This window comes from Bradyrhizobium sp. Ai1a-2, from assembly GCF_000426245.1.
Classification (GTDB): domain Bacteria; phylum Pseudomonadota; class Alphaproteobacteria; order Rhizobiales; family Xanthobacteraceae; genus Bradyrhizobium.
The window spans coordinates 77,455-104,342 of record NZ_KE384513.1 but is presented as its reverse complement, the minus strand read 5'-3'; the positions used below and the strand labels follow the sequence as shown (position 1 = coordinate 104,342).

Sequence of the window (26,888 nt, the reverse complement as noted above, 5' to 3'; positions counted from 1 at the left end):
ATTCCCGTCGGCAACGGCCAGTTCAGCCCGGCAGCCCCGGCTCGGCGCAGATAGCTGTGTACGGCACCGTTGCTGATGCCCAGGGTGCGCGCGATGGCTCGCTCCGGCAAGCCTTGAACATGTTTTAAGCGGAGAACCTCTTTGATCCGGCGCATCGACAATCTCTGGGTGGGCATCGGCCTTCCTCGTTCACTGACGAGGCAGTTCCTAAGCCGGTTGAGTTGTCGGCCGAAGCGGGCTGAGCCATTCAAAAATTGCTCACGATCCCGCGAAATCCATGCTCACGATCGTCTGAAATCTCTGCTCACGATGCTCTGAAATCCGTGCTCACGATCCCGCGAAACATGCAGCTTCGGCGCCGATCCGTCCAATGAACGCAAGATCGGTCGTCATCATCGCGATTTGCCCGAGCTGAGTCAGCGCCATTGGGAACGCGAGTCTCGCTGTTTCGCCGAGCTCGACAGCGAGGTGATGGCAAGCTATCCATCTTGGCAGTCCATACCGCAAATGGGACGTCGCATTTGCTTCGGTTATCTTTTCCATAGAGATTCTGCTTGGTTGGCTTCTTGTAAAGCAAGCCGCTTCACTGAGAGCAACCTGCTTCCGCTCTGGCTCGCGACGGCGCACGATGCGGACCCACTATCCAGCGTTGGCAGCGAAGCGTACGCGAGCTCCTGTCCTCCATTGGTGCCGGTTTCTAGCGAATTTCGATAAACACCGGGGGCTATGCCGGATCGTATTGGTTCGACTGCAATCATATCAAGTGGAGCGTTCGCCATTCTTGTTACTCGTTGAAAGCTTCTGCGCCAGAGACATCGCTTGATTTCGAGATCGTACAATTCAACGCTACGTGCGATTCAAGCCCCTCAAGAGCCCCTTGTGTGCTTGGGCCGAAACCAAAAAAGAGAGCAGACGTCCTCTATGTCCTCTTGGAGTTCCGGATCAGGGGACGCGATTCAGCAGCCGTAGATGGCAAGCTCGCAAGATCCACATTGATGGCCGCTGCAAAGTCGTTTGGTACCCTGGTCGTGCGATCGCCCACCGAGATCGTGGTTGCGGAAACACGTTCCAACGGCACCAGACGCGATCGCTTCACTGACGGTCCGTGTTGTTGTGGTGAGCCGTGTCGGGTTAAAGACGTGCATGTAGGACATCCGACAGTAAGGCTGGCGCGTAGCTCGCCGCCTCAGCGCGAAGCACGAGGTTTTGCCATTCTTTAAGCAACACTCGCACCACCCCTTTTGCAGCACACTGATTGCTAGGGACGCGGTGCAGAGCCGTTGGTTGCTGCGGATTTTGGATCCCGGACGGTCGGTCAAATTTCCCCGGGTGTGGTCACCTCAAACTCCCCCACCTGATTCCGGCTGGCTGGGCGGCTGATCGGCCGCAAAGCGCGTAGCAGGACGTTTATTTTCGTCCCCTTTAGGGAAGAGGGGCCGGGGAGTTGAACGTCTTGAAGCCGCACCTGCAAAGCACCGTATTTACGTTACTTGAGCGCCAGAAAAGCCAACGAGAGATCGAGCGGCTGACGGGGGTCGACCGCAAGACGATCCGGCGCTATCAGGCGATGTTCGCGGCCCGGCGAGCGGCGGAGGCAAATTCCCCCGGGGTGACCGCCGGCTCCGAGGCCGCGGATGACACTGGCGTCGATGGCGATAATACGCTTGGCCTGGAAGCGCTTCAGCATCATCGTGACCCATTGCCGCGTCGAGCCGACCATCGCGGCGATCTGGTCGTGGGTGACCTTGCGGTTGATGATGAGCGTATCGCCGTCGGGAATGCCGTAAAGCTCCGACAGATTCAGGAGATACTGCGCCAGCCGCTCGATCACGAGCGGGTTCCCAGCATCTGCGCCATGGACGAGTAGCATTTGCCCTTGGCGATCAGCCCATCGATCAGTGCCAGCGCAAAGGTCGGCATTTCGACCAGAAGCTTTTGCAGTGTTGCGCCCGGCAGCGCCGTGATCGCACAATCCTCGATCGCCACGCCGGACCACATATGCACGCCGCCGCCCGATATTTCAGGGCCGCCGATGAAGTGCCCGGGCGTCCAGTAGGCCAGCGTAATCTCCCGGCCTGAGGGCGCCGTGTAATAGACCCGCACCTGTCCGCGCCGGATGATGAACACCCCGTCATGGGCATCGCCCTGACTGAACACCATGCCGCCTTGCGGCGCCAAGAGGGTGCGCCCCGCGGTGTACACCTGCACCTTCTACTCGGCCGAGAGCCGGTCGAGAAATTGCGCGCCGACGTTCAGCCCTTCGATGGACTCGCTCATGAAAAGCGCGGACGTGCTGGCAGACGCGCGCGGTGCGGGTTCAATCGCTGGCATGTCACTATTGCGCCAACACAGGTGCGCGGTGCCGCCGGTCCGGTTCACCAACGCGGCAGACCCCGCGTCGGAGACCTCTTTGAGTGTGGTCATTGTTGTGTCTTAGCTGTCCTAATTTTTGCGACAGCTAAGGACGATGAAGGCGCAAAGTCCACTTCTTTGAGCAGGTCAAGATTCAATTAGCAAAGCCGATACGTAAATGGCGCGCTCTCGAAATGTTTCAGCTGCCGATCTCACCGGGGCGAGAAAATCATTTGATGTGCTCGATCGGCGATTGCGTCGGAATCACGGCGAGGCCGGAGAAGCATACCGATGCAAGTAATTGCTTCAGCCTAGATGTCTTCGATCCAATAGTCCGCAATCCCTGCTGGCCGCGGGCTGCCGGCGACTACCGATCGAGGATGATGGATGATCTCTTTCCAATTTGCGAGAATGGTGGCCATTGCAGTTGTGACGTTTGGCTTGGCAGGCGCATCACAGGCCGAAACCATTTGCGTTGCGGTCGGCACTCAAGATACGACAATCAATTGCGCGACCGGCGGACTTCTGATCCGTGAGCTGAAACTGCTCGAGAAGCTCCTGCCCCGCGAGGGCAAGTACAAGGATGTCACCTACGACATCCAGTGGAAGAACTTTACCAGCGGCGCGCCGCTGACCAACGAGATGGTCGCCGGCAAGCTCGATTTCGGCGCGATGGCGGACTTCCCCGGCTCGCTAAACGGCGTGGCGTTTCAGAAGGCCGGCCGCCGCAGCCTATTCATCAGCGTGCTCTCCGGCAGCACCAAAGGCAGCGGCAACGGCATTGTGGTGCCGGCAAGTTCGTCGGTGCGATCGATCGACGATCTCAAGGGAAAGACCATCTCGGTCCCCTTCGCGTCAACCTCGCACGGTATGCTGCTGCACGCCATCGAGGCGAAAGGCTGGAACGCTGAAACCAACGTCAAGATCATCACGCAGGCGCCGGAGGTGGCGGGGCCCGCGCTGCAAGCCAACAAAATCGAGGCGCACGCTGATTTTGTCCCGTTCGCCGAGCTCTTCCCGTGGCGCGGCTACGCGCGGAAGATCTTTGATGGCTCCCAAGCCAATGCGCCGACGTTTCATGGCTCCCTGGTCGATGCCGAATATGCGCAGAAGTATCCGGAGATCGTCGTCGCCTACCTGCGAGCGGCGATCAAGGCTGATCGTCTGATCACCGAGGAGCCAGAAAAATACAGCGAAGTGATCGCGAGGGTGACCGGCATTGAGGCCGAGGTGGATTATCTTTTCCATGGGCCGCTCGGCCTTCAGACCCGCGATCTGACCTGGAAGGACGAATATCGCCAGGCAGTTGCGACCTCGATCAAGACGCTCAAGCGGGCGGACAGTGACCTCGACATCAACCAGTTAGTGACCGACAAGTATATCCGTATCGCACTTTCGCAAGCCGGCCGCGATTACGATGCCGAACTGAAGAACTATGCCCAGCTTCCGCTCAAGGCCAGGGACGCGGCCACCGGGGCTGAAATTACCGACTTCAGCCGGGTCGCGGAGATTTGGGTCAAGGACGAACCAAGGGTCCGTCACTACACTTCGCCGGAAAACGCCTTGACGGCACTCGCCGGGCTCGAGAAGGAAGGCAAAACTATCCGCGTCGTGTATGCACAGGATCGCGAAAGTGGCATCAAGCTGTTCGCCAGCCAGGCATGGTTCGTACGCTCGGCAAATGGCGAGCTGAATGCCTTCCTGCTGAAGGAGGGGGCCGAGAGGTGGTCGAAGGCTCATGGCGGCCATGTGCTCGATTACGCCGGCGCGCGCGAAGCGATCGTGGCGAGCCGATGACCGATGGCTGCCCCCGGCCGTAGCCCTGACCGACTGCCGGTAATGCGTTGGCTGGTTCGAGGCTTCTCCATCCTCGGCTGCATCGCGCTGTGGCAGCTCGCCTCGTCGCTGCATCTAAATCTTGGCGTGGTGACGTTCCGCAACGTGCCGCCTCCCACAGAGGTGGCGGAATCCGCGATCGTCCTCCTGAGATCTCCAAAACTAATGGCGCATGTCGGCAGCAGCCTTTGGCGGGTGTTCGCGGGTTATGGCGCAGCCGTCGTCATCGGAGTGGTGTTCGGCTTCGCAATCGGCTGCTCGCGCGCTGCCAGCGATCTGCTACTGCCACCACTGGAATTGCTGCGGCCGATTCCGGCGGTAGCTTGGATCCCACTGTCGATCCTGGTCTTCCCGTCCTCGGAATTGTCGATGATCTTCATCACCTTCATCGGCGCGCTCTTCCCTATCATCCTGAATACGGTTCATGGCGTCACCAATATCGACCGCCGGCTGGTCGCCTCCGCGCGTAGCCTCGGCGGCAGGCCCGCCGCGATCCTGCGGGAGGTCGTGCTGCCAGGCGCAGCGCCCAGCATCGTCACGGGCCTTGCCATCGGCATGGGCACGTCCTGGTTCTGCCTCGTCACGGCAGAGATGATAAGCGGCCAGTTCAGAATCGGCTATTACACCTGGGAGGCTTATACCTTGCAGAATTACGCCGACATTATCGTCGGTATGCTGGTCATCGGCCTGCTCGGCATGGGCAGCAGTTGGCTCCTGACGGCGCTCGGACAATATTTGATGCCTTGGCGGCGTCCGGCGGTCGCGCGATGAACATTCGGGTATCGGATCCCCCAAGTAAGACCGTAGGACGAATCGACGTCAGCCATGTCTCTATCTCGCTTGGCGAGGGCGAGAAGGCCTTCGAGGCTGTTCGCGATCTCGACTTCACGGTTCCCCCGGGCGAACTCGTCTGCATCCTTGGTCCGTCCGGCTGCGGCAAGTCGACTTTGCTCGGTGCGCTGGCCGGACATCTGCAGGCGACGAGCGGACATTTGGCCCTCGACGCTCAAACGATTCTGGGCCCCAGTCCGGATCGCGGAATCGTATTTCAGCAGCACACGCTGTTTCCCTGGAAGCGGGTTCGCGACAATGTCGCCTTCGGGCCGAAAATGCGTGGCATCGGCAGGGCCGAGCGGCGCCGGGCTGCGGACGAAATTCTACGCCTGGTCGGGCTTGAAGGTTTCGAAGGCTTCTACCCCTCGCAGCTCTCCGGCGGGATGCAGCAGCGGGGTTGAGATCGCTCGGGTTCTCATCAATCAGCCGCGGGTCTTGTTGATGGACGAGCCGTTCGGCGCGCTGGACGCGCAGACCCGCAGCATGATGCGGGAGGTGCTGCTCGAGATCTGGACGAAGATCCCGACAACGACCGTATTCGTCACGCATGATATCGAGGAAGCGTTGTTCCTGGCCGATCGGATCATCGTCATGAGCGCAAGACCCGGGAGGGTAATCGACGATATCCGCTTGCCATTTGCGCGGCCCAGGAACGCTCAGCTTGTCACCGAGAGCGAGTTTGTGCGCCTGAAGGGCCACGTGCTCAACCTGTTGCGACGCCCCGACAACGCCGCGCCGCTGCCTCGTCTGAGCCCGCTCGGGATACCTGCCGGCTAGAATTTAGTGATGACGGAAAAAAGCGAAGCCCGGCGGCGGACCTCCGGGCTCGCTTGCGGACAATTTTTGCTATCGGTCGCGGCGATCGCAGCGGCTCGGCATTGCCGCCGATTGCCTGCGCAAGCGCAGCAATGCTGCAAGATCACCCCCAAAAAATGCACGATACGAGCGGAAGTGCAGGTCTAGTGTTGCCGAAACGAAATGGAGGTGATGCATGGGCACAACAGGCATGCTCGGTCACCACCAACAGCAATCTCCAATGGCTGATGGATACGAGGGAAGGGGGATCGCGTACGAGAATGATGCTTAGCAGCGTACTCGCAAACCCGGCCAGATCACGCCAAACCAGCTTGCGGCACGGGCATCGGTCAACGCAGAGGAGCAGGCGCCCGTTCCACGGCTTATGCTCGGTGGAATGCCGGCATCTCCACATCAGATCGCAGTGCTGACGCCGCGCGCGCGAGTCGGCGCAACGATCGCCGGGCACGTCGCGAGGGGCAATATCCCATCAGAGTAATTGAGGTGGCACACAACCCGGGAGCTGCTCACCGACAAGCCGGCACGGCGGCGCTGCCGCCGCTTGCATGCTGCCATTGGGACATTCGCTGCGCGAAAGGCGAAGATGCTTAGGATCCTTCAGGCGCTTGGGTTGCTCGTCACCATCGCGATCGGACAAGGTTCCGCGCAGGCCCGTGATGACGGCCAGTATGCGAACCCACCTCTGAAGTCGTCCGCTGCTTCATGCCGGGGAGCATGACCTGAACTAAACTGGGTCGTCGCCTGCCGCGAATGTCAGGCAATCACGCGATCGCCTGAATGGAGCTGGAGAACACGCTGGGCGGCCGGTTCAGGCCATAGTGGTCGCGCAGCGTGGCCCCCGTGTAGTCGTGACGGAACAGGCTTCGCTTGCGCAGGATCGGCACGACCTGCTCGGCGAAGAGGTCGAACCCGCCGGGCAGCCACGGCGGCATGACATTGAAGCCATCAGCCGCTCCATTCTCGAACCAAGTCTGGATGTTGTCGGCGATCTTTTCCGGCGGGCCGGCGATCGCGTGCGCCGGCAAGCCGCTGCACGAGCTGACGGATCGTCGGCTTCTCGCGATCGATGATGTCGACAACCAGCTTGAAGCGGCTGGCGACACCATGGGCGGCACTGGTGTCGATCAGGTGGCGCGGGAAAGGGCCATCGAGATCGAACCCGGCGAGATCAAGACCGGTCATCTGGCGGAGCTGGGTGCGCGAGAATTCCGGCTGGATCAGCGCATTGAACTCCTCCTGGAGCCGGTCAGCCTCGACCTGCGTACTGGCCATGAACGGGCTGATCCCGGGCAGGATCTTGATCTGATCGGGACTGCGGTCGAACGCGCGCGCCTGGCGCTTGATGTCGGCATAAAACGCTTGCGCGCTCGCCAGGGTCTGGTGCGCGGTGAAGATGGCTTCCGCGAAACGCGCGGCAAAGGCTCGTCCGTCGTCGGACGAGCCGGCCTGGACATAGACCGGCCGGCCCTGCGGCGGCCGCGACACATTGAGCGGACCGCGCACACGGAAATGCATTCCGATGTGGTCGATCGTGTGGATCTTGTTTGTGTCGGCGAAAATGCCCGAGACGGGGTCGTTGACAAGCGCGTCGTCTTCCCAGCTATCCCAGAGCCTGGTGATGACGTCGAGATACTCCCGCGCCCGCTCATAGCGTTCATGATGGGGAGGGTGCTCGGGCAGGCCAAAATTCTGGGTCGCTTGCGGCGTGCTCGTTGTCACGATGTTCCACCCCGCACGCCCACCGCTGATGTGATCCAGCGAGGCAAACAAGCGCGCGAGGTTGTAGGGCTCGGTATAGGTGGTCGACGCGGTCGCGATCAGTCCGATGCGCTTGGTGGCGGACGCGATCGCGGTAAGCAGGGTGATCGGCTCGAGCCGAAACCGCTGTGCGTAGCGGACATTGTCCGCCAGCGCCGGGCCGTCAGCGAAGAAGACGGCGTCGAACTTGTACGCCTCGGCACGTTGAGCCAGCTCCTGGTAGTAGGTGACGTCGAGAATGCGGCTCGTTGTTGAAGCCTGGTGACGCCAGGCCGCCTCGTGATGCCCGTCCGGATAGATGAAGAAGTTGAGGGAAAGTTGCCGTTTGCTCATGGCCGGCTCGCAAATGTTTGTCGTTGTCGGATGTCAGTGTCGCTCTTGTGGTTTCGTTCGACTCTATGTCGGGGATCGCAAAGCTGTCGATGGAATGAACTTGCGTTGTTGCAGGGTATGCAAGCATGAACCTTCTCATCGTCGATCGGAGATGAGTGCGCTGGTGCTGATGAAGAAAGCCTGTGAGTCCTGCTGTTTCGTGAGCCGACTGGCTTTATTTTGCGTGCTGTCGGGCGCGTAAAGCGGTCGAATAAGAGGCCATGATCGCAAATATTTCCGTGTCCGCGTGACGAACGAAGCGAACATTGCTCGCCGCGAAAAACAAAGCTGGTTTCGTTTCATTGACTGCACCGCGATCGCTTTTACGATCTGTAACGCTCAAGCGAGGTCGTTCACCATGCGGCAATCCGATCCACTCGTCGTTCGCTAAGCAGCCCGAATGATCTCGGCTTCTGCGCGCGGTGCTGGGCTGACACGATGGCGGAGAGCTATACCGCCGGGATTCCTGTGCAGCGAACCATCTAGCCGCCGCCGGAGCGAATCGCGGCCCACCAGGACCGAAAGCCAGGAATTAACCCATCACTCTCTGCTGCCGCCGCCCGTGCGACCGGCGCATGCCGGAGCTTTGGCCAGAAGATCGCAACGAGAGACCACGATCATGAGCAATACGACCACCATCGATAACGTCATTCCCCGCGCTGATATCATCAAGCGTGCGGCGCGGATCGGTGCCGAGATCAAAAACATCAAGCTGTCCGGCGATTTGTCCGACGACGTCATTCGCGCGATCAACCAGGTGCTGCTCGAGCACAAGGTCATCTTCTTCCGCGACCAGGGGCATCTCGACGATGTCGAGCAGGAGCGCTTCGCCGTCCGCCTCGGAAAACTCGTGCCCCATCCGACGGTCGGCGCGACCAAGGGCACGTCGTCGATCCTGGAGCTCGACTCGGGCCGGGGCGGTGGCCGTGCCGACCAGGTCACCTTCGTCGACGCCTATCCGAAGATCTCGGTGCTGCGCGGCGTGGTGATCCCGCCTTTCGGCGGGGACACGGTGTGGTCGAACACGGCGGCGGCCTATCTCGACCTGCCGGCGCCGCTGCGCAAGCTCGCCGACGAGCTCTGGGCAGTCCACAGCAACGCCTATGACTACGCCGTGAAGACGCGCGCGACCGAGGCGGACCAAAAGCATTTCGATGAGGTGTTCACCGGCACCATTTACGAGACCGAGCATCCGGTGGTGCGCGTCCACCCCGACACCGGCGAGCGCACGCTCGTCCTTGGCAATTTCGTCCAGCGCTTCGTCGGCCTGCCGAAATTTGACGGCCAGAAACTGTTCGACCTGTTCCAGTCCCACATCACGGCGCCGGAAAACACCGTGCGCTGGACCTGGCGGACCGGTGACGTCGCGATCTGGGACAACCGCGCGACGCAGCACTACGCAGTCAATGACTATGGCGATCAGCATCGCGTCGTCCGCCGCGCCACCATCGACGGCGAGGTGCCGCGCAGCGTCGACGGCCGTTACAGCGTGACCCGCGTCAAGACCTCGAAACCGCAAACGGCCAAGGCCGCTTGATCTCGCTTCTTTGACAGGATTTGCCAGAATGAACCCTCTGTTTCGATTTGTTCGTGCGCGGCACCTCGCCGCGCGGCTGCTGCTTGCCGGAGTCTTCGCGATGGGGCTCGCCGCCCCGGCCTTCGCCGAGCCGCCGCTCGAGAAGACCGAAATCCGCTATCAGGGCTGGGCGGGGCAGGTGACATTTATCGAGCTCGCCGACGACCTCGGCTATCTCGCGCCGCTGAAGCTGAAATGGGTCGGCAACACCATCAGCGGCCCGCAGGACATCCAGACCGTGGTCTCCGGCGATATCGACATTGGCGGCGCCTTCTATGGCGCGATCCTCAAGCTGATCGCGGCAAGGGCGCCGATCAAGGCCGTCGTGGGCTATTACGGATCTGATGATAACACCTACAACGGCTACTACGTAAAGGAGGACAGCCCGATCAGGACTGCGCGCGGACCTGATCGGCAAGAAGGTTGCGGTCAATACGCTCGGCGCTCACCTTGAATTCGTGTTGCGTGAGTATCTGGCCCGCAACGGCCTGACGCCCGCACAGGCCAAGCAGGTGACGCTGGTGGCGATTCCGCCAGTCACCGGCGAGCAGGTATTGCGCCAGGGCCAGGTCGAAGTGACCACTCTGAACGGTGTGTTGCGCGACAAGGCACTTGAACGTGGTGGCATCCGCAGGCTGTTTGCCGATACCGATCTGTTCGGCAAATTCACGGGCGGTTCCTATGTCCTGCGGGACAAGTTCATCAAGGACAACCCCGACGCCTCCCGCAAGCTGATCGAAGGCGTGTCGCGCGCCATCGCTTGGGCGCAGACGACTCCGCCGGAAGAGGTCCGCGCTCGCTTCGAACGCATCATCGCGGAGCGCAAACGGAATGAGGACGCCACTCCGATCAAATACTGGAAGAGCACCGGCGTTGCTACCAAGGGCGGCGTGATCTCGGACGCTGAGATCCAGGTGTGGATCGACTTGCTGGAGAAGGACGGCCTGTTGAAGCCGGGCCAGATCAAGGCCTCCGATACCTACACCAACGCGTTCAATTACTTCCGTCCCGGCAAGACGCTCGAGCGGGTTCGCAAGGAATTCGTGACGCGAGGTGAGGGCGGCCGTCCGCCGTACCGCTTCACGGCACTGGAGGACATTACATTAGAGGTTCGCTCCGGCGAGTTCCTGGCCCTGGTCGGCCCAAGCGGCTGCGGGAAGTCGACCCTGCTCGATTTGCTCGGCGGACTGACAACGCCGACCAGCGGCCGCATCCTGCTCGACGGTCGGCCGATCACGGGACCCGGCCGCGACCGTGGCATCGTGTTCCAGCAATACGCGCTGTTTCCTTGGCGCACCGCCGCGGAGAATGTCGAGTTCGGGCTCGACATTGCCGGGCTCAAGGCACGGCAGCGGCAGGAGATCGCGCGGCATTTCCTCGACCTGGTCGATTTGTCCGGTTTTGCCGACCGCTATCCGCACGAGCTGCCCGGTGGCATGAAGCAGCGCGTCGCGATCGCGCGCAGCCTCGCCTACGATCCGGAGGTGCTGTTGATGGACGAGCCGTTTGCCGCTCTAGATGCGCAAACACGCGAGACGCTCCAGGGCGAACTGCTGCGGATTTGGCGTGCCACCAGCAAGACTGTCGTCTTCATCACCCACGGCACCGACGAGGCCGTCGTGCTCGGCCAGCGCGTGGCGGTGATGACCTCGCGGCCGGGCCGGATAAAGCAGGTCATCGACATTCCGGAGTCACTGCGCAGCGAGGCGGAGGACATGCGTGTGCTGCCGGAGTTCGGCCATGTGCGACACGAGATCTGGAGCCGGCTTCGCGAGGAAGTGCAGAAGGCGCAGCAAGGACAATTGAGCGGCGGTGTTAACGCGCGTCGCGTGAATCGGGAAGTGAATGAGGTCGCCCATGTCTAGCCTGGAGACGCTGACGCTGCTGGAGCTTGCGCGTGGGCGTCCGAAGTCCATGTCCGCTGTGGAACGCCGGCCATCGCCAATCGTCAGCCATCTCAGTGCGGCCGCGTGCGGATTATCCGCGTTCGGACACCGTTCCCTCCTGCTTATCGTCTTGTTGTCGGTGTGGGAAGGCCGCGCCCAAACCACGGTCCCTGCCTGACCGTTACGCCCTCGAGCATTCCATCTGTGGCCGTCAGAACCTTGCAGTTGACATCCGCAACGCCGAGCCAAGTGTAGCGGCTACCGAGCGGCTCATGAACTGAACTTGCTCGCGCGCGCTTGCAGGGTCGGTTGGATCGATCTTGGTGGCGAACCGTGTCACCTCCATCCAGACTCCGTAAAGCCGGCGCGCCAGGAGATTGGCGATCAATTCGCCCCTGGTCTTCAGTTTCTCAAGCTGCAGTTTCTCGCCGCGCTGCTGCAGGGCAGCCGTATAAGAGTTGCGGTCACGATTGTGGGCACCAGCGTGAGCGTGGCGCCTCCAAAGAACAGCAGCGCCCGCACGCTCAGCCGCTTGCTTGCCATAACGCCTGCTTAGCGGGAGGTAGCAGCTTGACGAAATGCATCCTTTACTCTTGAGCGAAGGAATCCTTGTCTCGGTCTTGCGCTGTGGTGACGCTATCAGCAAATACGCGCACAGTCTTTGATCTAGGACAATTAGATCCCTGCAGGGGTCTGCTAAGGGGAGCCCGGTCACAATCCGCTTTTGCGAGACAGTGGCAACAATCGCATTTTTCTGGACGTGAAATGAAAAGCAGGGGTACAGTTACTAAATTTGTTGCCGATCGAGGCTATGGCTTTATCCGGCCAGATGACGGCGGCGAGGACATCTTTTCCACATCACAGCCCTGCCTCTTGGCATCACACTTGCGGAAAACGGGCGGGTTGATTGAGATGGGCGCCGACCGGAAGACACGAAAGTTACAGGCTCGCAACGTTCGGATTGTGTCCGGCCGCCACTGAAGCCTCGGTGTGTGGATGCAAATGACCCTACACTTCCACCGCATCCATAATCCAGTGAGTGAATTGGAAATTTGGAGCGCGAGCAGCGGCAGCTTTTCGTTCGTGATCAGCAAGGAGAGTAGTCGCGGTCCTGGACTTCGCGGACGGCCCGGCTTTGCCGCTTCTTGGCGCCCCATCCATTTCAACGGGGCTGCCGTCAGAGTGGGCGGATCACCGTTCCGCACCTTTGCGGAAGCCGAGAATGGTTGCGAGGCCATGCTGAAGCACTTGATCGATGATAGGGCGGGATGATCACGTCCCGTGCGCCGGACTCGACGACTCAGACAACGACGAGCCATTTTGGCACTCAGCGGGACGGACTGACTTTTCCACCGTGGCCGAACCACGCATTGGCCACGATTGCTGGGTTCAGGCCCGGCACTGCCGATCTCGCGTAGGCCGAGCCCACGTTCAAATAGAAATCCTCGCTCCGAAACGCGGCGAACTCGTCCGCCTTCTTCGAGGAACTGCGCGTCAACACGCTGGCTTCGAAGCCGGCAAGGTTGCATCAGAGGGCTTTGGCGAGGTCCAGGAGATGATCGATATCTGCGACTTCGCTGTGGTCTGTCACGCCAGCTGTATGGCCTCACCTTCGCAACGGAGCGCAGTCAGGACCGGATGATAGAAGGCTGGCATCCGTTCGGCGTCACCGGAATCATTTCGGCGTTTAACTTCCCGTCGCCGTTTGGCCCTGGAACGCGGCGCTGGCACTGATTTGCGACAACAGCATCGTCTGCAAGTCATCCGAGAGAATGAGCTCTAACCCGCTGACGGCCCTTGCGACGGAAACCCTGTTCGATCGCTCGCTCAACCGCTTCAGAGGCAGCAAGATGAGCGTAAGAGGGCTGAGCCTCACGCGCTTGTGCCGTCCGATCCCTTCAGCGCGATTTCCAGGCATTTGATCAACGCCAGCCTGGCATACGGTTTGGCAAGAAAGCAGACGGCGCCGGCCTGTAGCGCGCGGGCGCGCACCGTATCGTTCGGAAACGCCGTGATCAAGATGAACGGCGTACGATTGCCAAGGCTGCGCATATGCGTCAGCAGGTCAAGGCCGCTCATCGCCGACATCTGCACGTCCGTAATCACGCAGGACGTATCGTTCAATTCCGCTGAGCGGAGGAATTCGTCCGCGGAGGCAAAAGTGTGGACGGCCAATCCCCGCGACGTCAGAAGGTTCTTCGTCGCGAGCCGGACGGAGGAATCATCGTCAATGACGGAGATAACAGGAGGCCTTGACAAGATGATTGCTCGTGATCAGGGATTCGCTTGCCGCAGTGCGGCTGCCCAGTGGAAAGTGGGCCCGCGGAGCAGGATTGAAAAGCATACTTAGGTTTGTATGCCCCCTTTAGCGCGAAACCCCGAGCACTTCGCTCATTCTCACGAGATCGGCCAGCGACCTCGCGCCCATTTTGCGCATGATCTGCCCGCGGTAGATTTTCACGGTGATTTCGGCTAAACCAAGCTCCGAAGCCACCTGCTTGTTCATCAGTCCTGACGCAACCAGGGCAAGGACGTCGCGCTCGCGCTGCGAGAGGCTCTGGAAGCGGGCCCGCAGTGTGGAAATGGTGCTCTCGAGCTCACGACGTTTGCGGTCGTGCTCGATCGCGGCTCGGACCGCATCGAGCATGTCCTGTTCCCGCACCGGTTTGGGGAGAAAGTCGACCGCGCCGCCCTTCATGGCTCTGACAGTCATCGGAATGTCGCCGTGACCGGTGATGAAGATGATGGGCGTGTGGATGTCGGCTTTGGCGAGCTCCGCTTGCAGGTCGAGACCGCTCAACCCGGGCAGGCGGATGTCCAGGACCAGGCAGCTGGGAACTTCCGGCGGCTTGGTTTGCAGCATTTCCGGTGCCGAGGCGAACGTCTCAACCTTGAGCCCGACCGACTGAAACAGATTGGTCAACGAGCGACGCATCGCCGGATCGTCGTCGACGACAAAGACGATCGGCTCACCTGCGTTGGCTTGCGTCTGGGGCGGTCGCGAGCGCTCGCTCACGGTGCATCCACTAGATTCAGGAGTAGGGCAATGTGGAATGTCGCACCGCGTCCCTCGTTCGGAAGCATCAGAAACGCACCAACGCCGCCGAGCAAGGATTGCGCGGCCGAATTCCCAAACTTCGCGATCTGACAATCGCTCATCGAAGGATATCCCGGCTCATTGCAGCCGAAGGCGAGTAGAGCACTTTGCAACTACATGGGCAATTCGTTTCCAATCCAAGCATAATGTGGGCCCGCGTTCCGCCGCGTCCTCGCCTATCGAGGCCCTGCCGCTCTGCCGTAATCTGTGTGAACGCGCGATGTGTGCGCTGCTCGGACGACGCGAGTGCGTTTCCTCGACAGGCGTTCCCGATACCGGAAGCAATTCGCGCTGGATCGTCGCTTTTGCAAGAGATGCCCGTCACGAGCGCACTGGCCCAGTCCGAGCGAGTGGCGGCGGGTGAGGGGCGGGGCACAACCTCCAATTCCGCTGGCCAAGCGACCCGCCAAGATTTTGTTGTCGGAAGTTGAACTGTTGGTATTTGTGTTGGTATCAGTCCGAGTTAGCGAAAGAAACTTTAGTAATTTCAGGCAATTAGCTGTCAATATCCATTACCTCCGACGTAATGGAATGGGCGAAAGTCGCGTGGTAGTTTTCCGGCCATGAACGCACATGCATCCACGGCGCGGGCCGAACCAACCAGGCCGATCCATGTCGGCGAGCACTTGCGCGAATGGCGGCAGCGCCGCCATCTGAGCCAGCTCGATCTCGCCATCGAAGCGGATATTTCGGCGCGCCATTTGAGCTTCGTGGAAACCGGCCGCGCCGCGCCATCGCGCGAGATGGTGCTGAAGCTGGCCGAACGGCTGGAGGTGCCCTTGCGTGAACGCAACGTGCTCTTGGTCGCCGCCGGCTTCGCGCCGGCGTTCCCGCAGCGCTCGCTTGACGATCCCGCGCTGAAATCGGCGCGGCAGGCGATCGACCTGGTGTTGAAGGCGCATGAACCGAACCCGGCGCTGGCCTATGACCGCCACTGGAATCTGGTCACCGCCAACCGCATGGTGGCGCCGCTGCTCGAGGGCATTCCGCAGCGCCTGCTCGGCCAGCCCTTCAACATCCTCAAGCTTGCCTTTCACCCCGAGGGGCTGGCGGCGCGCACGGTCAATCTCGCCGAATGGACCGGACATCTCCTGGAGCGGCTGCACCGGCAATGTGAGGCGACGGCCGATCCGGAATTGCTGAAGCTTTACCAGGACCTGAAGAGCTATCCGATCCCGGCGCGTTCGGGACCGCTGCCGCCGGACAATGTCGCGATCCCGCTCAAGTTGCGCCACGATGGCGGGGTGTTGAGTTTCTTCTCCACCACCATGGTATTCGGCACGCCGGTCGATATCACGCTGTCGGAACTCGCACTGGAAACCTTCTTTCCCGCCGACGATGTAACCGCCGAGCGGCTAAAGCAGATGGCTGACGCCATGAAATAGCGGCTTGTCGGGGTTCCCTTCGCGGCTTATCTCTGCGTCTTTCCAGCGGAGGAACGCCCGATGAGCACGCTGAAGCCGCTTCGCCTCGACATCGTTTCCGACGTCGTCTGTCCCTGGTGCTATATCGGCAAGCGGCGGATCGAGAATGCGCTCGCGCTGGTGCCGGATGTACCGGTCGAAGTGCACTGGCGGCCGTTCTTCCTCAATTCCTGGGTGCCGCGCGAAGGCATCAGCCGCGATGAGTATCTCACCGCGAAGTTCGGCTCGGTCGAGGCCTACAAGGGCATCGCCGGGCGCGTTGTCGCCGCCGCGGGCGAGGAGGGGCTGACCTATCGCCCGGATCTCGTCAAGCGCCAGCCCAACACCATCGATTGCCATCGCCTGATCCACTGGGCGGAAGCCGAGGGCAAGGCGGCCGAGATGAAGCAGCGGCTGATGGAGCTTTACTTCCGCGACGGCGGCGACCTCACCGACATCGACGTCTTGGTGCAGGCAGCGGCCGATGTCGGGCTCGATGCCGACGACGTGCGCAAGCGCCTTGCAACCGACGAAGATGTCGCGCTGATCTCGGGACACGCGCAGGAGGCGGCCGACAAGGGTATCTCCGGCGTGCCGACCTTCGTGTTCGCGCAGAAATATGCGGTCTCCGGCGCGCAGCCAGCCGAGCAACTCGCCCGCGCCATCCGCCAGGTTTCGGCCGAGATCAACGCGCAGGCAGCGGAGTAACGCCGTAGCCGGGTGGAGCGTAGCGCAACCCGGGACGCCTGCATCAGCGTCTTCGAGAGTCCCGGGTTGCGCCGCGCTTCACCCGGGCTACGGGCTGATAAAAACATCAAAAGAAAACTGGGAGAACGTCATGCTCTATGAGCTCCGCACCTACACGGTGAAGCCCGGGACCGTCGGCGAGATGGTCAAAGCAGCGAGTACCGTGTCGCGCGACATCCGCAAGGATGACTACGGTAAGCTCGAAGGCTATTGGACGACCGAGATCGGTCCGCTCAACCAGGTCATGCACCTCTGGAGCTATAAGGATTTTGATGAGCGGAGCAGGCTGCGCGCGGAGCTCGCCAAGAATCAGCGCTGGACCGGCGAGTATATTCCGCTGATCCGCCCACTGCTGCAGCGTCAGGATATCCGCCTGCTCAACGCTGTGAAGCCACCGGTTGCTCCGGCGTCGACGGGCAATATCTACGAACTGCGCAACTACCGTGCCAAGCCAGGCGGCGCCGTCAGGCAATGGCTCGAAGCGCTCGCCGAGGCGCTTCCGGCGCGCGAGAAATACTCCAAGATCGTCGGCCTCTGGCAGACCGAGGCGGGGCAACCGAACGAAGTCTGCCACATCTGGGCTTATCCCAGCCTCAATGCGCGCGCTGAAGCCCGCGCGAATGCCCTGAAAGATCCGGCATGGCAGGCATTCCTCGCCAAGGGCAGCCCGCTGCTCGACGAAATGCACTCGACCATCATGCTACCGGCACCTCACTCGCCATTGAAGTGAGGGGCAGGACGAGCGCCATGACCCGTAGCCCGGGTGGAGCGTAGCGCAACCCGGGACCGCTGCTTCACGATGGCGAGCGGCCCCCGGGTTACGCTGGCGCTTCACCCGGGCTACGATTGCTAGCGCGACTTGCCGCGATTTCTGACGAACCGAACAACGCCGCGCGCGGCCTCCTCCGCGGAGCGGTGCAGGGCCAGGCCGGTGTGGATCATTGGCACGAGCGGATCGTATCGTCGCAGCGGGATCAGCACGTCGCCGATGGCAAAGCGGCCGCGCCAGATCGGGTTGATCATGGGATGGTCGGGCGCCGCGGTTGAATCCGCCGAGCGGATCGCCGGATCGCTGCAGAGGTGACGCGTCAGATCGAGCGTCAACTGCACGCCCGGCGAATATTTGGCAAAGCTCTCGTCGACGCCGAGCTTGAAATAGAACGCGCGGTCCTGGTGCCGCAGCACGAGCGCGGCTGCGACCGGCCTGTCGCCGGCGCGGAGCGTTATGATCTCGCATTGTCCGGTTTCGGCAAGCGCCGCGGTGGCGCGACGGATGAAAGTGGCGTCGCCATCGTGCTGGACGAGCGCGGTGCCGCGCTTGCCCTTCCAGCCGCTGGCCTCGAGGACGAGGAAGGTTTCGAGCGCGGCTGCGACTTCATTTGGCGTGCGCGACACTTCGAAGCTGACAGCGCCATGCTCGGCGAGGCGATGACGCAGCCGGCGCAGTTCCTTCAGCTTCTTGGCTCCAAGCGCGTCAGCCAACAGTTCATCAGCATCGCGCGTCGCGTCGAGACAGGCGCGAAGATAGGACTGCATCAACCGCGGACGCATGCCGTTCAGCCGCAGCACTTCGGTGAAGGCCCGCATCGTTTTGCCGTCCAGTGACATGTCGCGCAGGATCAGCGCATGCGCGCCGGCTTTGCGCGCTTCCTGCATCAGCCGCTCCACTGCCGCCTCGGTGAGGTCGCCATCGAGCGGCGGCGTGCACAGCGTGCCATAGGGCTGTGCGCTCACCAGCGCGGGCAGGGGGATCTTGTAGGCGCGCCACAGCGAGACGACCGGCAACAGCCCGATCATCCGCGCCGGTCCGTCGTAGGCGAGCGGAGCATCGCTGAAGGCGCTGAGCGCCAGCGCGCCGGTGCGGCCGCGCGCGGAGGCGCTCACCGCCAACACCCATTCCGGCAGGTAATAGGCGTTCGGCTCGACGACGCGCGCGGCGAGCGAGCGCCATTGGTCCATGGGGATATCGGCGAGCGGCGCGAGCACGGGATTGCCGTTCGACGGCGCATGAGCCGGCGCGGCATCGTCGGTCGATGCGCGATGGACAACCGCTTTGTCGGCGATCTCGGCCACTTTCCCCGCTTCCCCGTGTGTGAGCTATGGAGGGACTGTCGATGTCCCCTCTCATGATCGCGCTCGGCCGGAAGACTAGCGGAAGAAATGCAAAATACGGTTGGTTCGGCGCCGCAATTCGAACGGTAATGTTAACGGCTTGTTCAGCAAGAAAGAGCCGCCGAAGCGCGTTCGGCGGCTCTCTTTGCCTCGTCAGTGCTTACCAGCGATCGACGCCGACGCCCACAGTCCCGCCGGGGGTACGAATGCCGACGCCCGCACGCGGGCCGTCATCGTAGTAGTCGCGGCCGCGATATTCGCGGCGTTCGATATAACGCTCGCGCGGCGCATAGTTGTAGGAGTCGCGAATGATCACACGCCGTCCGCCCTGGGTGCGATAGCAGCGCCCGTCGTCGTCGCAGACCATACGCACCTGCTGCACCAGATCCGGATTGCTGTACTCCGTGGTGCTGTAGATATCGGTGGCCTTGGCCGCGCTGCCGACGGACAACGCGCCGACGCCGGCCAGCAAAGCGATTGCAAAAGTCTTCATGGTTCCGCCTCCGCATAGATACTGCCCTCGCGGCTGACAAAGCTGCGCGCAGGGTTTCGTTCCGAAGGAACTGGCAGCAGACGGGTTCCGCTGGGCGCGCGGGAGATTCGTTCGCGCGCATCAGGATGGAACAATTCAGCGATTGAGGAACAGAAATCAGATCGGCTCGTAGTTCTCCGTCGCGCAAGTATCGTCGCCGTCGACACGGCGGCGATCGGCAATCGCGCCTTCATTGATGAAGACGCGATAGGTCTGGGTGCCCAGCGGCTGGCCCATCACCGATGTCAGTTCAGCGCGCACACAGGCGGTCCATCCCAGTCCGCGCGGATCGTGCAGCGGCTGCGAGACGCGGACATTGGAGGGACGCGAGGTCGATACGAACACCGAGTCCAGTTTTGCGCTGACGAGTTTCCTGATGTCGGGCGGTGCTTCAACCGGCGGCGGCTCGGCTTCCTTCGCGCGCAAGAACGCAGGCATCGGCAGCGGCGAGCGGCTGTCCACGAAGCCGCAACCGGCCAGCGTAGCCGCGAGACCTATCATCAATGTAGTGCGAACGCCGCCCCATCCCATTTCGATGTACATACCTTGTCCAAAGCAATATTGGTTGCCTCGCGGGGTGCGTTATCGATCAACTATTGCTGAATGGGTCCGGCGGCACGCTATGCTGCCGTTTTTCCAGTAAGAAGATACCGCGCGGATTGGCAGGGAGAGAGTCATGCGCAAGTTCATGGTTGCCGCGGCGGTATTGGCGCTGATGGCGATGCCGGCCTATGCCCAGATGGGCGGCAAGCGGCATCACGGCGACGCGGCCGGAAGCAAGCAGGACAACAAGCCGAAGGTCGACGAGAAGGCTTACAAGGCCGCGCTCGAACGCATCCCCGAGCCCAAGGAGAAATACGATCCCTGGGGCGTGGCGCGGCCGGCCGAGCCTGTGAAAAAGTCGAAGTGAGCTGACGGCAATCCATCGTCGAACGGCGATGCGATGTTGATCGGGGGCCTGCGACACATCGCCCTCGATCCGAGAAGCCATCTTGCGATCGGCCGGCAAGGTTGAACCTCGCCGTCAAACCTCGCGACCAATTCGGCAAGCCATCGCATTGCCGGAGGTCGTTCGATGTCGCGCCGCTCGCTCGCCAGACTGCTTGTTTCCGCTGCCGTGCTGCTCGGCACCTCGCCCGCTTTGGCCGAGAATCGGCTGGCGCTGGTGATCGGACAATCCGCCTACAAGTCGGTGCCGGTGCTGCCCAACCCGGCCAATGACGCCAAGGCGATGACACAGCTTCTCACCGATTCGGGCTTCCAGGTGGTATCGGCTTCCGATCTCTCGCAGAATGGATTGCGCGCCAAGGTCAGCGAATTCGCCGGCGAGGTCGCGGCAAAGGGTGCCGACACGGTGGCGCTGGTGTTCTATGCCGGGCACGGCCTGCAGGTCGATGGCGAGAATTTCCTCGTTCCGACCGACGTCGATCCGAAGCGCGAGGCCGACATTCCGATCCAGGCGGTGCGCCTCAATGACGTCCTGAACACGCTGAATTCGGTGCCGAGCAAGATGCGCATCCTTCTGCTCGACGCGTGCCGCAACAACCCGTTCCCCGAGCTCAAGAGCGCCGGCCACGGGCTTGCGATTGTCGATGCCAAGACCGGCGCGCCCGGCACCTTCCTGTCGTTCTCGACCTCGCCCGGCGCAGAGGCCGAAGACGGTGACGGCAGCAATAGTCCCTACACGACGGCGCTGCTCGTGGCGGCGAAGGAGTCGGCGCCGATCGAGGAGACCCTCAAGCGCGTCCGCGTCGCCGTGAACAAGGCGACGGATGGCCGGCAGACGCCGTGGGACAGCTCGTCGCTGACCGAGGATTTCCGCTTCGTCGCAGGTCCCGCCGGCACGAACGCTGCTGCGCCAAAACTCGCATCGACCAAGCGCACGGTCGAGCAATGGAAGCGGGATTTGCAAGGCAAGCCGGTCGAGACCGCCAATGAGATCATCGTCGCCGACGGCACCGACGAGGCCTATGGAGCCTTTGCTGTGCTCTACGCCTCGACGCCGCGCGGCCTGCAGGCGCGCGACTGGCTCGATCGCCATCGCCGCATGGTGGCGTGGAACAATGCTGTCACCATCAACACCGCGGCCGGCTATCGCGCCTTCCTCGCGCAATATCCCGACAGCGATCTCACGGCGACCGCACGCAAGCTGGAGGAGCGGCTGCGCAACCGCCTGAACGCGGCGCTGGCACTCGCAGCGCCGGTCAGCGTGCCCGCGACCAGCGCCGCGCTGACCTGTCCGTGCAACGCGCCGTCGCGACCGGCGCCGATCAAGAGGGTCGATACGCCAGTCAGGAAGCGTGCCGAACCGGCGCCGCCCAAGCGCGCCAGCACGCCGCCGCGCCGCGTCGTCGAGGAGGAGGACGTCGTGGTCGTGCGCCGTCCGCCGCCGCGCGTCGTCTACGAACCCGCCGGCCCGCCGGTCTCGATCGGAATCGGGATCGGCGTCGGCGGTGGCTACGGCCGACCCGGTGGCTACGGCGGTTATGGCGGACGCGGTGGCGATGGCTGGAGCGGTCGCAGGAGTGGATACTAGGTCGGTAATGGCGTATCCATCCGGGGAAGATGCGGCAGTCGATGACCACATCTTCAGCGGGACACCATGCGTCATCTGCTCCGCCTGCTTGCCGTGTTGTGTGTCGCGACGCCGGCCCTTGCATGGGAGCATTGGGGCGGCGATCGCGGTGGATCGCGCTTCTCGCCGCTCAACCAGATCACGCCAGACAATGTCGCCGATCTGATCCGCGCCTGGGAATTCCGGACCGGCGATCTCGACCGCCGCGCGCCGGAACTGATGCGGCGGACGAAATTCCAGGCGACGCCGCTGCTCGTCGAGGACAGCCTGGTGTTCTGCTCGCCGTTCAACGAGGTGATCGCGCTCGATCCCGGGACCGGTGCGCAAAAGTGGCGCTACGATCCTGGTATCAGCACCAACCAGCGTCCCGCCAACCGTTATGTCTGCCGCGGCGTGACCTATTGGGTCGACGACAATGCGCCTGCGGGGGCCGTCTGCCGATCGCGGATCTTCATGGGCACCAACGACGCGCGTCTGATCGCGCTCGATGCCAAGAGCGGGGTTCCGTGCGCCGGCTTCGGCAACCGCGGCGAGGTCAGGCTCGAGATCGGCATGACACTGGAATGGCCGGGCGAGTTTCAGGTGACCTCGCCGCCGGTGGTCGGCCGTGGCGTGGTCGTGGTGGGATCAGCGATCGGCGACAACCGTCGCGTCGACGCCCCGCGCGGTCTGGTGCGCGCCTTCGACGCGCGCGGCGGAGCGCCGCGCTGGAATTTCGATCCGCTGCAGCATGACGGCATCGAAGCGGGCCACGCCAATGTCTGGGCGCCCATGTCGGCGGATGAGACGCGCGGCCTGGTGTTCCTGCCGACGACGTCGCCGAGCCCGGATTTCTGGGGCGGCAAGCGTCCCGGCAATAACGAGCACGCCAACTCGGTCGTCGCGCTGCGTATCGAGACGGGCGAACTGGTGTGGTCGTTCCAGACCGTGCATCACGATCTCTGGGACTACGACCTGCCGGCGCAGCCGACGCTGGCGCGGATCGATGTCAGCGAGGCCATGCGCGACGTCGTGATCCAGCCGACCAAGCAGGGCTTCGTCTTCGTGCTCGACCGCAACACCGGCAAGCCGATATGGCCGGTCGAAGAGCGCCTGGTGCCGCAAGGCGCGGCGGAGGGCGAGAGGCCTTCGCCTACGCAGCCGTTCCCGACCCATGTGCCAACGCTCGTGCCGCAGAAAATATCGGTCGACGACGCGTTCGATCCGTTCCCGTTTCTCGGCCGCTCCGCCTGCAAGGCGCAATTCGCAAGCGCGCGCAGCGAGGGCCTGTACACGCCGCCATCGACGCAAGGCACGCTGCTGTTCCCATTCACCGGCGGCGGCGTGAACTGGGGCGGCGTTGCGTTCGATCCGCTCCATCAGATCCTCTACGCCAATGTCAGCCGCGCCGTGCATCTGGTGAAGCTGATCCCGCGCGAGCAGGCGGCCAGCTTCAATCCGCCGCCCGGTCATGATTTCGGCCGACAGGAGGGTGCGCCTTTCGCGATGTCGCGCGCGACAGTGACTTCGCCGCTCGGATTGCTGTGCAACAAGCCGCCCTGGGGGGAGATGGTCGCTGTCGATCTGAGGGCTGGCAAGATTCTCTGGCGTTCGACGGTCGGCACGACGGAGGATCGCGCGCCGCTCGGTATCGCCTTCCACTGGGGAACGCCGCTGCTGAGTGGCGTGGTGGTCACCGCTGGCGGGCTCGTCTTCACCGGCGCGACCGATGCTTATCTGCGCGCGCTCGATGCCAGGACCGGCCAGGAGTTGTGGCAAGGTCGGCTGCCCGTGCCCGGCGTTGCCAATCCCATGACCTATCTCTGGAAGGGCGAGCAATATGTCGTGATCGGTGCCGGCGGCCATTCGGAAGCAGGCACGACGATCGGCGACAGTGTGGTGGCTTTCCGCCTGCCGCGGCAGGGCGAAGCGCCCTCGCTCTGGTCACGCACGATCGATCGCCCGGGCGGACGATTTCTTGGTGGTGCGATTTCTGCGGGGCTCGTTCTTGCGATCATGGCGGCTGCAGCATGGCGCTGGCGCCGCGCGCGTCGCGATCGTTCAACGCAATCCACAATCTGACGTCTCACTCCGCGCAAGAGGTCGACATGCGCTTGGATTCAATGCGCACCGCGCTTGCGCGAGCATTCTGATTCCGCTTACGACAGCGGCCGCGGAAGCAAGCTCAAGCAGTCTTCCGGAAACTATCGATATTTTTGGCGCCGCGCGCCGAAGGAGATTCTGATGAAGACAAAAGTTTCGATCCTGTTTGCCGCTGCTGTCGCGCTGTCGTCGGCGCCCGCCGGCGCCACCGTCTTCGACCTGTCGACCATGAGCTGCAAGCAATTCCTCGAGAGCGGCGACGACACCATCAAGCTGGTGCTGACCTGGATGGACGGTTGGTACAAGGGCGACTCCGACGAAGCGATCATCGATACCGACGTGTTCGTCGACAACGCCAAGAAGTTCGGCAGCTATTGCGGGAAGAATCCGAACGTCAGCATCGTCAATGCCGCCGAATCGGTGCTCGGCAAGTAGCGCCGCAATCCAGCGTCATTCCGGGGCGCGCGAAGCGCGAGCCCGGAATCCATTGAGCCGCCTACGCAAGCGTTGAAATGGGCACCCCGTCATTGCGATTGCCCGTCTCGCCCCAAACGCAGTCACAGCATCGCAAAGGCACTCGACACCATCGCCACCGGCTTGTTGTCGGTGGCGGAGAGGAGCGTGACGCGGCCGAAACTCATGGTGCGGCCGAGGCGGACGACGCGCGCGTCCGCCAGCACGTCGGCGGCGCTCACCGCGCGCATGAAGTGCGTGGTCTGGTCCACGGTCGTCATCGGCCGATAGCTGCGGTTGGCGGCGAGGTTGGCGATGACCATGGATGTATCCGCGAACGCCATCAGCGCCTGGCCGCAGACGACGCCGCCGTTGCGGCACAGCCGTTCAGAGAACGGCATGCGCAAGATCGCACCGGGCTGCCAATCGGCGCCGGCCTCCCGCGGCGGCGCAGCATCAAAGCCCTCGATCGAGAGATTGAGATCGAGCACCCAGGGGGCAAATACCTCGCCAAGCACCCGCCGCGCATCAGCGATGCCGAATTCGGTGACCTGTTCTTGCTGCATGGGCGCGTTTTCCTCTCCCTGGGCGATGATTGCCGATGCATTCTAGAGGGCATTTCGGGGAAGGGAAAAGCAGGGCGGCCGGCTTGAAATTGCCAGACTTTTGGCGCGAAATCGCATTGGAGGCCTGCTTTGCGGCGCGGCTCGGGCGATGCTATACGCGAAGGCAAACTCCAGGGGAGTAGCAAGGGAGCATCTCATGAGAATTCTGGGCGCCATGGCTGTCGTGGCCATGCTGGCAACGCCGGCCTACGCGCAAATGCAGACCCCCCATATCAATCTGCTCGACGACGCGCCGGCGAAGACGCCGGACCAGATCGAGCAGGACGCGGTCAGGGATAAGGCCTACAGGGAATCGCTGCGGAAGATCCCGGACGCCAAGACGTCATCCGATCCGTGGGGGACCGTGCGGAGCGAAACCCCCAAGGCGGCCACCCAGGCCAAGCCGAAGACCAAGACCGGCAGCGCGCAACAGTAGCGCCGGCCGGGAGCATGATCCGGAAAAGTGGAAACCGGTTTTCCCTCGCGACAAACGCGAAGCGTTTGCGCGGAGATCATGCTCAAACGAGAAAGATGAGATCGTGATCCGATTCCGTCTAGTCGGATCGTGAACTAGACGCGGAGACTCGGATTCCGTCTCCGCTGTCCCTATATTTGGCCTGTCGTCACCTGGTTTGGATTTGCGACATGGCCTTGCGTCCGCGTGATCTTGCGAGCCGAATGGCCGCCCGGCGAAAGCGGGGCGACGGCTTCTTGCGCGAGACCTTTACCCTGCCGCGCGACGAGGCGCGGCTGAAGGCGCGCGACTTCCTCAACCGGTATCCCAAGGCCGCCTATATGAGCGCGGTGGAAAGCTGGCGCGAATTGCCCGGCGACAAAATCGAATTCACGATGCGGCGTCTGGCCAGCGCCGATTGAATGCCTTGACTTGGGCGGTAGGCTGATCCTGCCGCGTTTCCGCTAAATTGCGAGCGGTTTTCCATAAGCGGGATCAAGCTTTCCGCCGTAATTCTCCGAGCGGCGAGGGGATTACGCAATGACCAGACACCGCAACGATCTCGGTGAGCGCAAGCATGTCCGGGTTGAAGTACAAAAATCGGGATTCCTGATCCCGGCGCCCGATGCGCCGTGGATCGAATGCCGCGTGCATGATGTGTCCGACACCGGCGTTTGCCTGGAGGTCGGTGCGATGGCGGTACCAAAAATGTTCGGGCTCTCCTTCACCGCAGGCGGTGAGGTGATGCGGGTGTGCGCGCTGATCTGGCGCCGCGGCGAACTGGTCGGGGCTCGCTTCGTCACCGCAAAGGAACTTCGGCAGGGCCAAGCGCCAAACGAGCCGGACCCAAAGCCGTAAACGGTGTTGATCTAGAGCGTTTTCGAGCGAAGTGGACACCGGTTCGCATAGCAATCAAGTTTACGCAGATTGCGTAGACTTATCTGCGCAGAAAACGCGTCAAAACAAGAATCTAGAGCTTCGGTTCTGATTCAATCAGAACCGAAAATGCTCTAGAGCGTTTTCGCGACCAGCCGGATCCGGAAGATCGGGCTCTTGGTCTCGTCCAGCAATTCGATCTGCCACTCCGCGTTTTCCTGAAGTTGACGCGACACGCCGCTGATCATGTCGGCGCAGACACGAGTCATCTCCTTCCAGGCAGCGTCGCGATCGGGAAACTCGGCACCGTCATTGCAGATGCTGGTGCCGTCAGCGGTTCGGATGCGAAAAAAATAGAGCGGCATGAGATGGCACCGGCGCATCAAAGGCCGCCGACGGGCAAGCCACTGGGAGCAGGAAGTGGAATCCCTGGCGCCGCAAAGATCAATTCCGGTTATTTACGGTGATGCTGTTAGAGCATGATCCGGAAGAGTGGGGACCGGTTTTCCGAAAAGATCACGC

The 26,888-nt window shown here is 62.3% G+C and carries 24 protein-coding genes and 7 pseudogenes; 20 read left to right on the top strand and 11 right to left on the bottom strand.

Features of this window, described 5'->3' with window-relative positions; translation table 11 throughout:
* The coding region (locus K288_RS52010; RefSeq protein WP_201449757.1) for a sigma-70 region 4 domain-containing protein at positions 1-176 on the bottom strand (176 nt) is incomplete at its 3' end.
* A 175-nt stretch (positions 177-351) separates the two neighbouring features.
* Positions 352-543: pseudogene (locus K288_RS55465) on the bottom strand (MATE family efflux transporter); the annotation flags it as partial.
* A 901-nt stretch (positions 544-1,444) separates the two neighbouring features.
* Here K288_RS55465 and K288_RS55460 point away from each other — a divergent pair.
* Positions 1,445-1,636 (top strand): annotated as a pseudogene (locus K288_RS55460) (IS21 family transposase); the annotation flags it as partial.
* Here K288_RS55460 and K288_RS49305 read toward each other — a convergent pair.
* Positions 1,631-2,331 (bottom strand): annotated as a pseudogene (locus K288_RS49305) (Crp/Fnr family transcriptional regulator); the annotation flags it as partial. The pseudogenes K288_RS55460 and K288_RS49305 sit on opposite strands and share 6 nt — an antisense overlap.
* Positions 2,332-2,763: 432 nt before the next feature.
* Here K288_RS49305 and K288_RS0144065 point away from each other — a divergent pair.
* The 3 genes and pseudogenes from K288_RS0144065 to K288_RS49300 all read left to right on the top strand — a co-directional run bounded on the left by K288_RS0144065 (position 2,764) and on the right by K288_RS49300 (position 5,799).
* Positions 2,764-4,149, top strand: coding sequence for an ABC transporter substrate-binding protein (locus tag K288_RS0144065; protein WP_244443506.1), 1,386 nt, complete (start codon positions 2,764-2,766; stop codon positions 4,147-4,149).
* A 3-nt stretch (positions 4,150-4,152) separates the two neighbouring features.
* Positions 4,153-4,959 carry an ABC transporter permease gene (locus K288_RS0144060; RefSeq protein WP_043162583.1) on the top strand — a complete coding sequence of 269 codons (807 nt, stop codon included), beginning with the start codon at positions 4,153-4,155 and terminating at the stop codon, positions 4,957-4,959.
* Positions 4,956-5,799: pseudogene (locus K288_RS49300) on the top strand (ABC transporter ATP-binding protein). Before K288_RS0144060 ends, K288_RS49300 begins: the two are co-directional and overlap by 4 nt.
* Before the next feature lie 800 nt (positions 5,800-6,599).
* Here the strand turns inward: K288_RS49300 and K288_RS49295 are convergent.
* Positions 6,600-7,929, bottom strand: a pseudogene (locus tag K288_RS49295) (LLM class flavin-dependent oxidoreductase).
* 658 nt (positions 7,930-8,587) lie between these two features.
* Here K288_RS49295 and K288_RS0144045 point away from each other — a divergent pair.
* The 6 genes and pseudogenes from K288_RS0144045 to K288_RS54470 form a co-directional block, all read left to right on the top strand.
* On the top strand, positions 8,588-9,505 hold the full coding sequence (locus tag K288_RS0144045; protein ID WP_027584968.1) for a TauD/TfdA family dioxygenase: 918 nt from the start codon (positions 8,588-8,590) through the stop codon (positions 9,503-9,505).
* Positions 9,506-9,533: 28 nt separating this feature from the next.
* Complete coding sequence (locus K288_RS54475) at positions 9,534-9,998, top strand: hypothetical protein (RefSeq protein ID WP_201449833.1); 465 nt, start codon at positions 9,534-9,536, stop codon at positions 9,996-9,998.
* 4 nt (positions 9,999-10,002) lie between these two features.
* Positions 10,003-10,269, top strand: a pseudogene (locus tag K288_RS55455) (ABC transporter substrate-binding protein); the annotation flags it as partial.
* A 318-nt stretch (positions 10,270-10,587) separates the two neighbouring features.
* On the top strand, positions 10,588-11,409 hold the full coding sequence (locus K288_RS53425) for an ABC transporter ATP-binding protein (protein ID WP_051335087.1): 822 nt from the start codon (positions 10,588-10,590) through the stop codon (positions 11,407-11,409).
* Between the two features lie 786 nt (positions 11,410-12,195).
* On the top strand, positions 12,196-12,411 hold the full coding sequence (locus tag K288_RS52000) for a cold shock domain-containing protein (protein WP_084800157.1): 216 nt from the start codon (positions 12,196-12,198) through the stop codon (positions 12,409-12,411).
* A 529-nt stretch (positions 12,412-12,940) separates the two neighbouring features.
* A pseudogene (locus tag K288_RS54470) lies at positions 12,941-13,268 on the top strand (aldehyde dehydrogenase family protein); the annotation flags it as partial.
* 34 nt (positions 13,269-13,302) lie between these two features.
* Here K288_RS54470 and K288_RS0144010 read toward each other — a convergent pair.
* On the bottom strand, positions 13,303-13,689 hold the full coding sequence (locus tag K288_RS0144010) for a response regulator (protein ID WP_027584964.1): 387 nt from the start codon (positions 13,687-13,689) through the stop codon (positions 13,303-13,305).
* A gap of 106 nt (positions 13,690-13,795) precedes the next feature.
* The gene (locus K288_RS0144005) at positions 13,796-14,446 is read right to left on the bottom strand and encodes a response regulator transcription factor (protein WP_027584963.1); all 651 of its coding nucleotides are present in this window, start codon (positions 14,444-14,446) and stop codon (positions 13,796-13,798) included.
* A 644-nt stretch (positions 14,447-15,090) separates the two neighbouring features.
* Between K288_RS0144005 and K288_RS0143995 the strand changes: the two genes are divergently transcribed.
* The 3 genes from K288_RS0143995 to K288_RS0143985 all read left to right on the top strand — a co-directional run bounded on the left by K288_RS0143995 (position 15,091) and on the right by K288_RS0143985 (position 17,407).
* Positions 15,091-15,912, top strand: a complete 822-nt coding sequence (locus K288_RS0143995) for a helix-turn-helix transcriptional regulator (RefSeq protein WP_027584961.1) — start codon at positions 15,091-15,093, stop codon at positions 15,910-15,912.
* 60 nt (positions 15,913-15,972) lie between these two features.
* Positions 15,973-16,638 carry a DsbA family oxidoreductase gene (locus K288_RS0143990; protein ID WP_027584960.1) on the top strand — a complete coding sequence of 222 codons (666 nt, stop codon included), beginning with the start codon at positions 15,973-15,975 and terminating at the stop codon, positions 16,636-16,638.
* Between the two features lie 130 nt (positions 16,639-16,768).
* A complete protein-coding gene (locus tag K288_RS0143985) occupies positions 16,769-17,407 on the top strand; it encodes an NIPSNAP family protein (protein WP_051335084.1) in 639 nt (212 codons plus the stop codon).
* A gap of 119 nt (positions 17,408-17,526) precedes the next feature.
* Here K288_RS0143985 and K288_RS0143980 read toward each other — a convergent pair whose 3' ends face one another.
* From K288_RS0143980 to K288_RS0143970, 3 genes are all read right to left on the bottom strand, one after another.
* Positions 17,527-18,750, bottom strand: coding sequence for a GNAT family N-acetyltransferase (locus tag K288_RS0143980; protein ID WP_027584958.1), 1,224 nt, complete (start codon positions 18,748-18,750; stop codon positions 17,527-17,529).
* A gap of 199 nt (positions 18,751-18,949) precedes the next feature.
* Positions 18,950-19,282: a hypothetical protein gene (locus tag K288_RS0143975; protein ID WP_027584957.1), complete on the bottom strand. Its 333-nt coding sequence runs from the start codon at positions 19,280-19,282 to the stop codon at positions 18,950-18,952.
* A gap of 156 nt (positions 19,283-19,438) precedes the next feature.
* On the bottom strand, positions 19,439-19,864 hold the full coding sequence (locus K288_RS0143970) for a hypothetical protein (RefSeq protein WP_244443505.1): 426 nt from the start codon (positions 19,862-19,864) through the stop codon (positions 19,439-19,441).
* Between the two features lie 133 nt (positions 19,865-19,997).
* Here K288_RS0143970 and K288_RS0143965 point away from each other — a divergent pair, with 133 nt between their 5' ends.
* The 4 genes from K288_RS0143965 to K288_RS0143950 all read left to right on the top strand — a co-directional run bounded on the left by K288_RS0143965 (position 19,998) and on the right by K288_RS0143950 (position 24,413).
* Positions 19,998-20,231, top strand: a complete 234-nt coding sequence (locus tag K288_RS0143965; protein WP_027584955.1) for a hypothetical protein — start codon at positions 19,998-20,000, stop codon at positions 20,229-20,231.
* A 165-nt stretch (positions 20,232-20,396) separates the two neighbouring features.
* The gene (locus tag K288_RS0143960; RefSeq protein WP_027584954.1) at positions 20,397-21,857 is read left to right on the top strand and encodes a caspase family protein; all 1,461 of its coding nucleotides are present in this window, start codon (positions 20,397-20,399) and stop codon (positions 21,855-21,857) included.
* Between the two features lie 66 nt (positions 21,858-21,923).
* A complete protein-coding gene (locus K288_RS0143955; RefSeq protein ID WP_027584953.1) occupies positions 21,924-23,957 on the top strand; it encodes a pyrroloquinoline quinone-dependent dehydrogenase in 2,034 nt (677 codons plus the stop codon).
* Between the two features lie 162 nt (positions 23,958-24,119).
* A complete protein-coding gene (locus tag K288_RS0143950) occupies positions 24,120-24,413 on the top strand; it encodes an HdeA/HdeB family chaperone (protein ID WP_027584952.1) in 294 nt (97 codons plus the stop codon).
* Positions 24,414-24,535: 122 nt separating this feature from the next.
* On the opposite strand, the gene K288_RS0143945 is transcribed toward K288_RS0143950, so the two are convergent.
* Positions 24,536-24,997 carry a PaaI family thioesterase gene (locus K288_RS0143945; protein ID WP_027584951.1) on the bottom strand — a complete coding sequence of 154 codons (462 nt, stop codon included), beginning with the start codon at positions 24,995-24,997 and terminating at the stop codon, positions 24,536-24,538.
* 196 nt (positions 24,998-25,193) lie between these two features.
* Here K288_RS0143945 and K288_RS0143940 point away from each other — a divergent pair, with 196 nt between their 5' ends.
* From K288_RS0143940 to K288_RS49280, 3 genes are all read left to right on the top strand, one after another.
* Positions 25,194-25,472, top strand: a complete 279-nt coding sequence (locus tag K288_RS0143940) for a hypothetical protein (protein ID WP_027584950.1) — start codon at positions 25,194-25,196, stop codon at positions 25,470-25,472.
* Positions 25,473-25,681: 209 nt separating this feature from the next.
* Positions 25,682-25,912, top strand: a complete 231-nt coding sequence (locus K288_RS0143935; protein ID WP_027584949.1) for a hypothetical protein — start codon at positions 25,682-25,684, stop codon at positions 25,910-25,912.
* A 118-nt stretch (positions 25,913-26,030) separates the two neighbouring features.
* Entirely contained in the window at positions 26,031-26,348 is a 318-nt protein-coding gene (locus tag K288_RS49280; protein WP_043162579.1) for a PilZ domain-containing protein, read from the top strand.
* Between the two features lie 152 nt (positions 26,349-26,500).
* Here the strand turns inward: K288_RS49280 and K288_RS0143925 are convergent, their stop codons facing one another.
* Positions 26,501-26,731 carry a hypothetical protein gene (locus K288_RS0143925; RefSeq protein WP_027584948.1) on the bottom strand — a complete coding sequence of 77 codons (231 nt, stop codon included), beginning with the start codon at positions 26,729-26,731 and terminating at the stop codon, positions 26,501-26,503.
* Positions 26,732-26,888 lie beyond the last annotated feature (157 nt).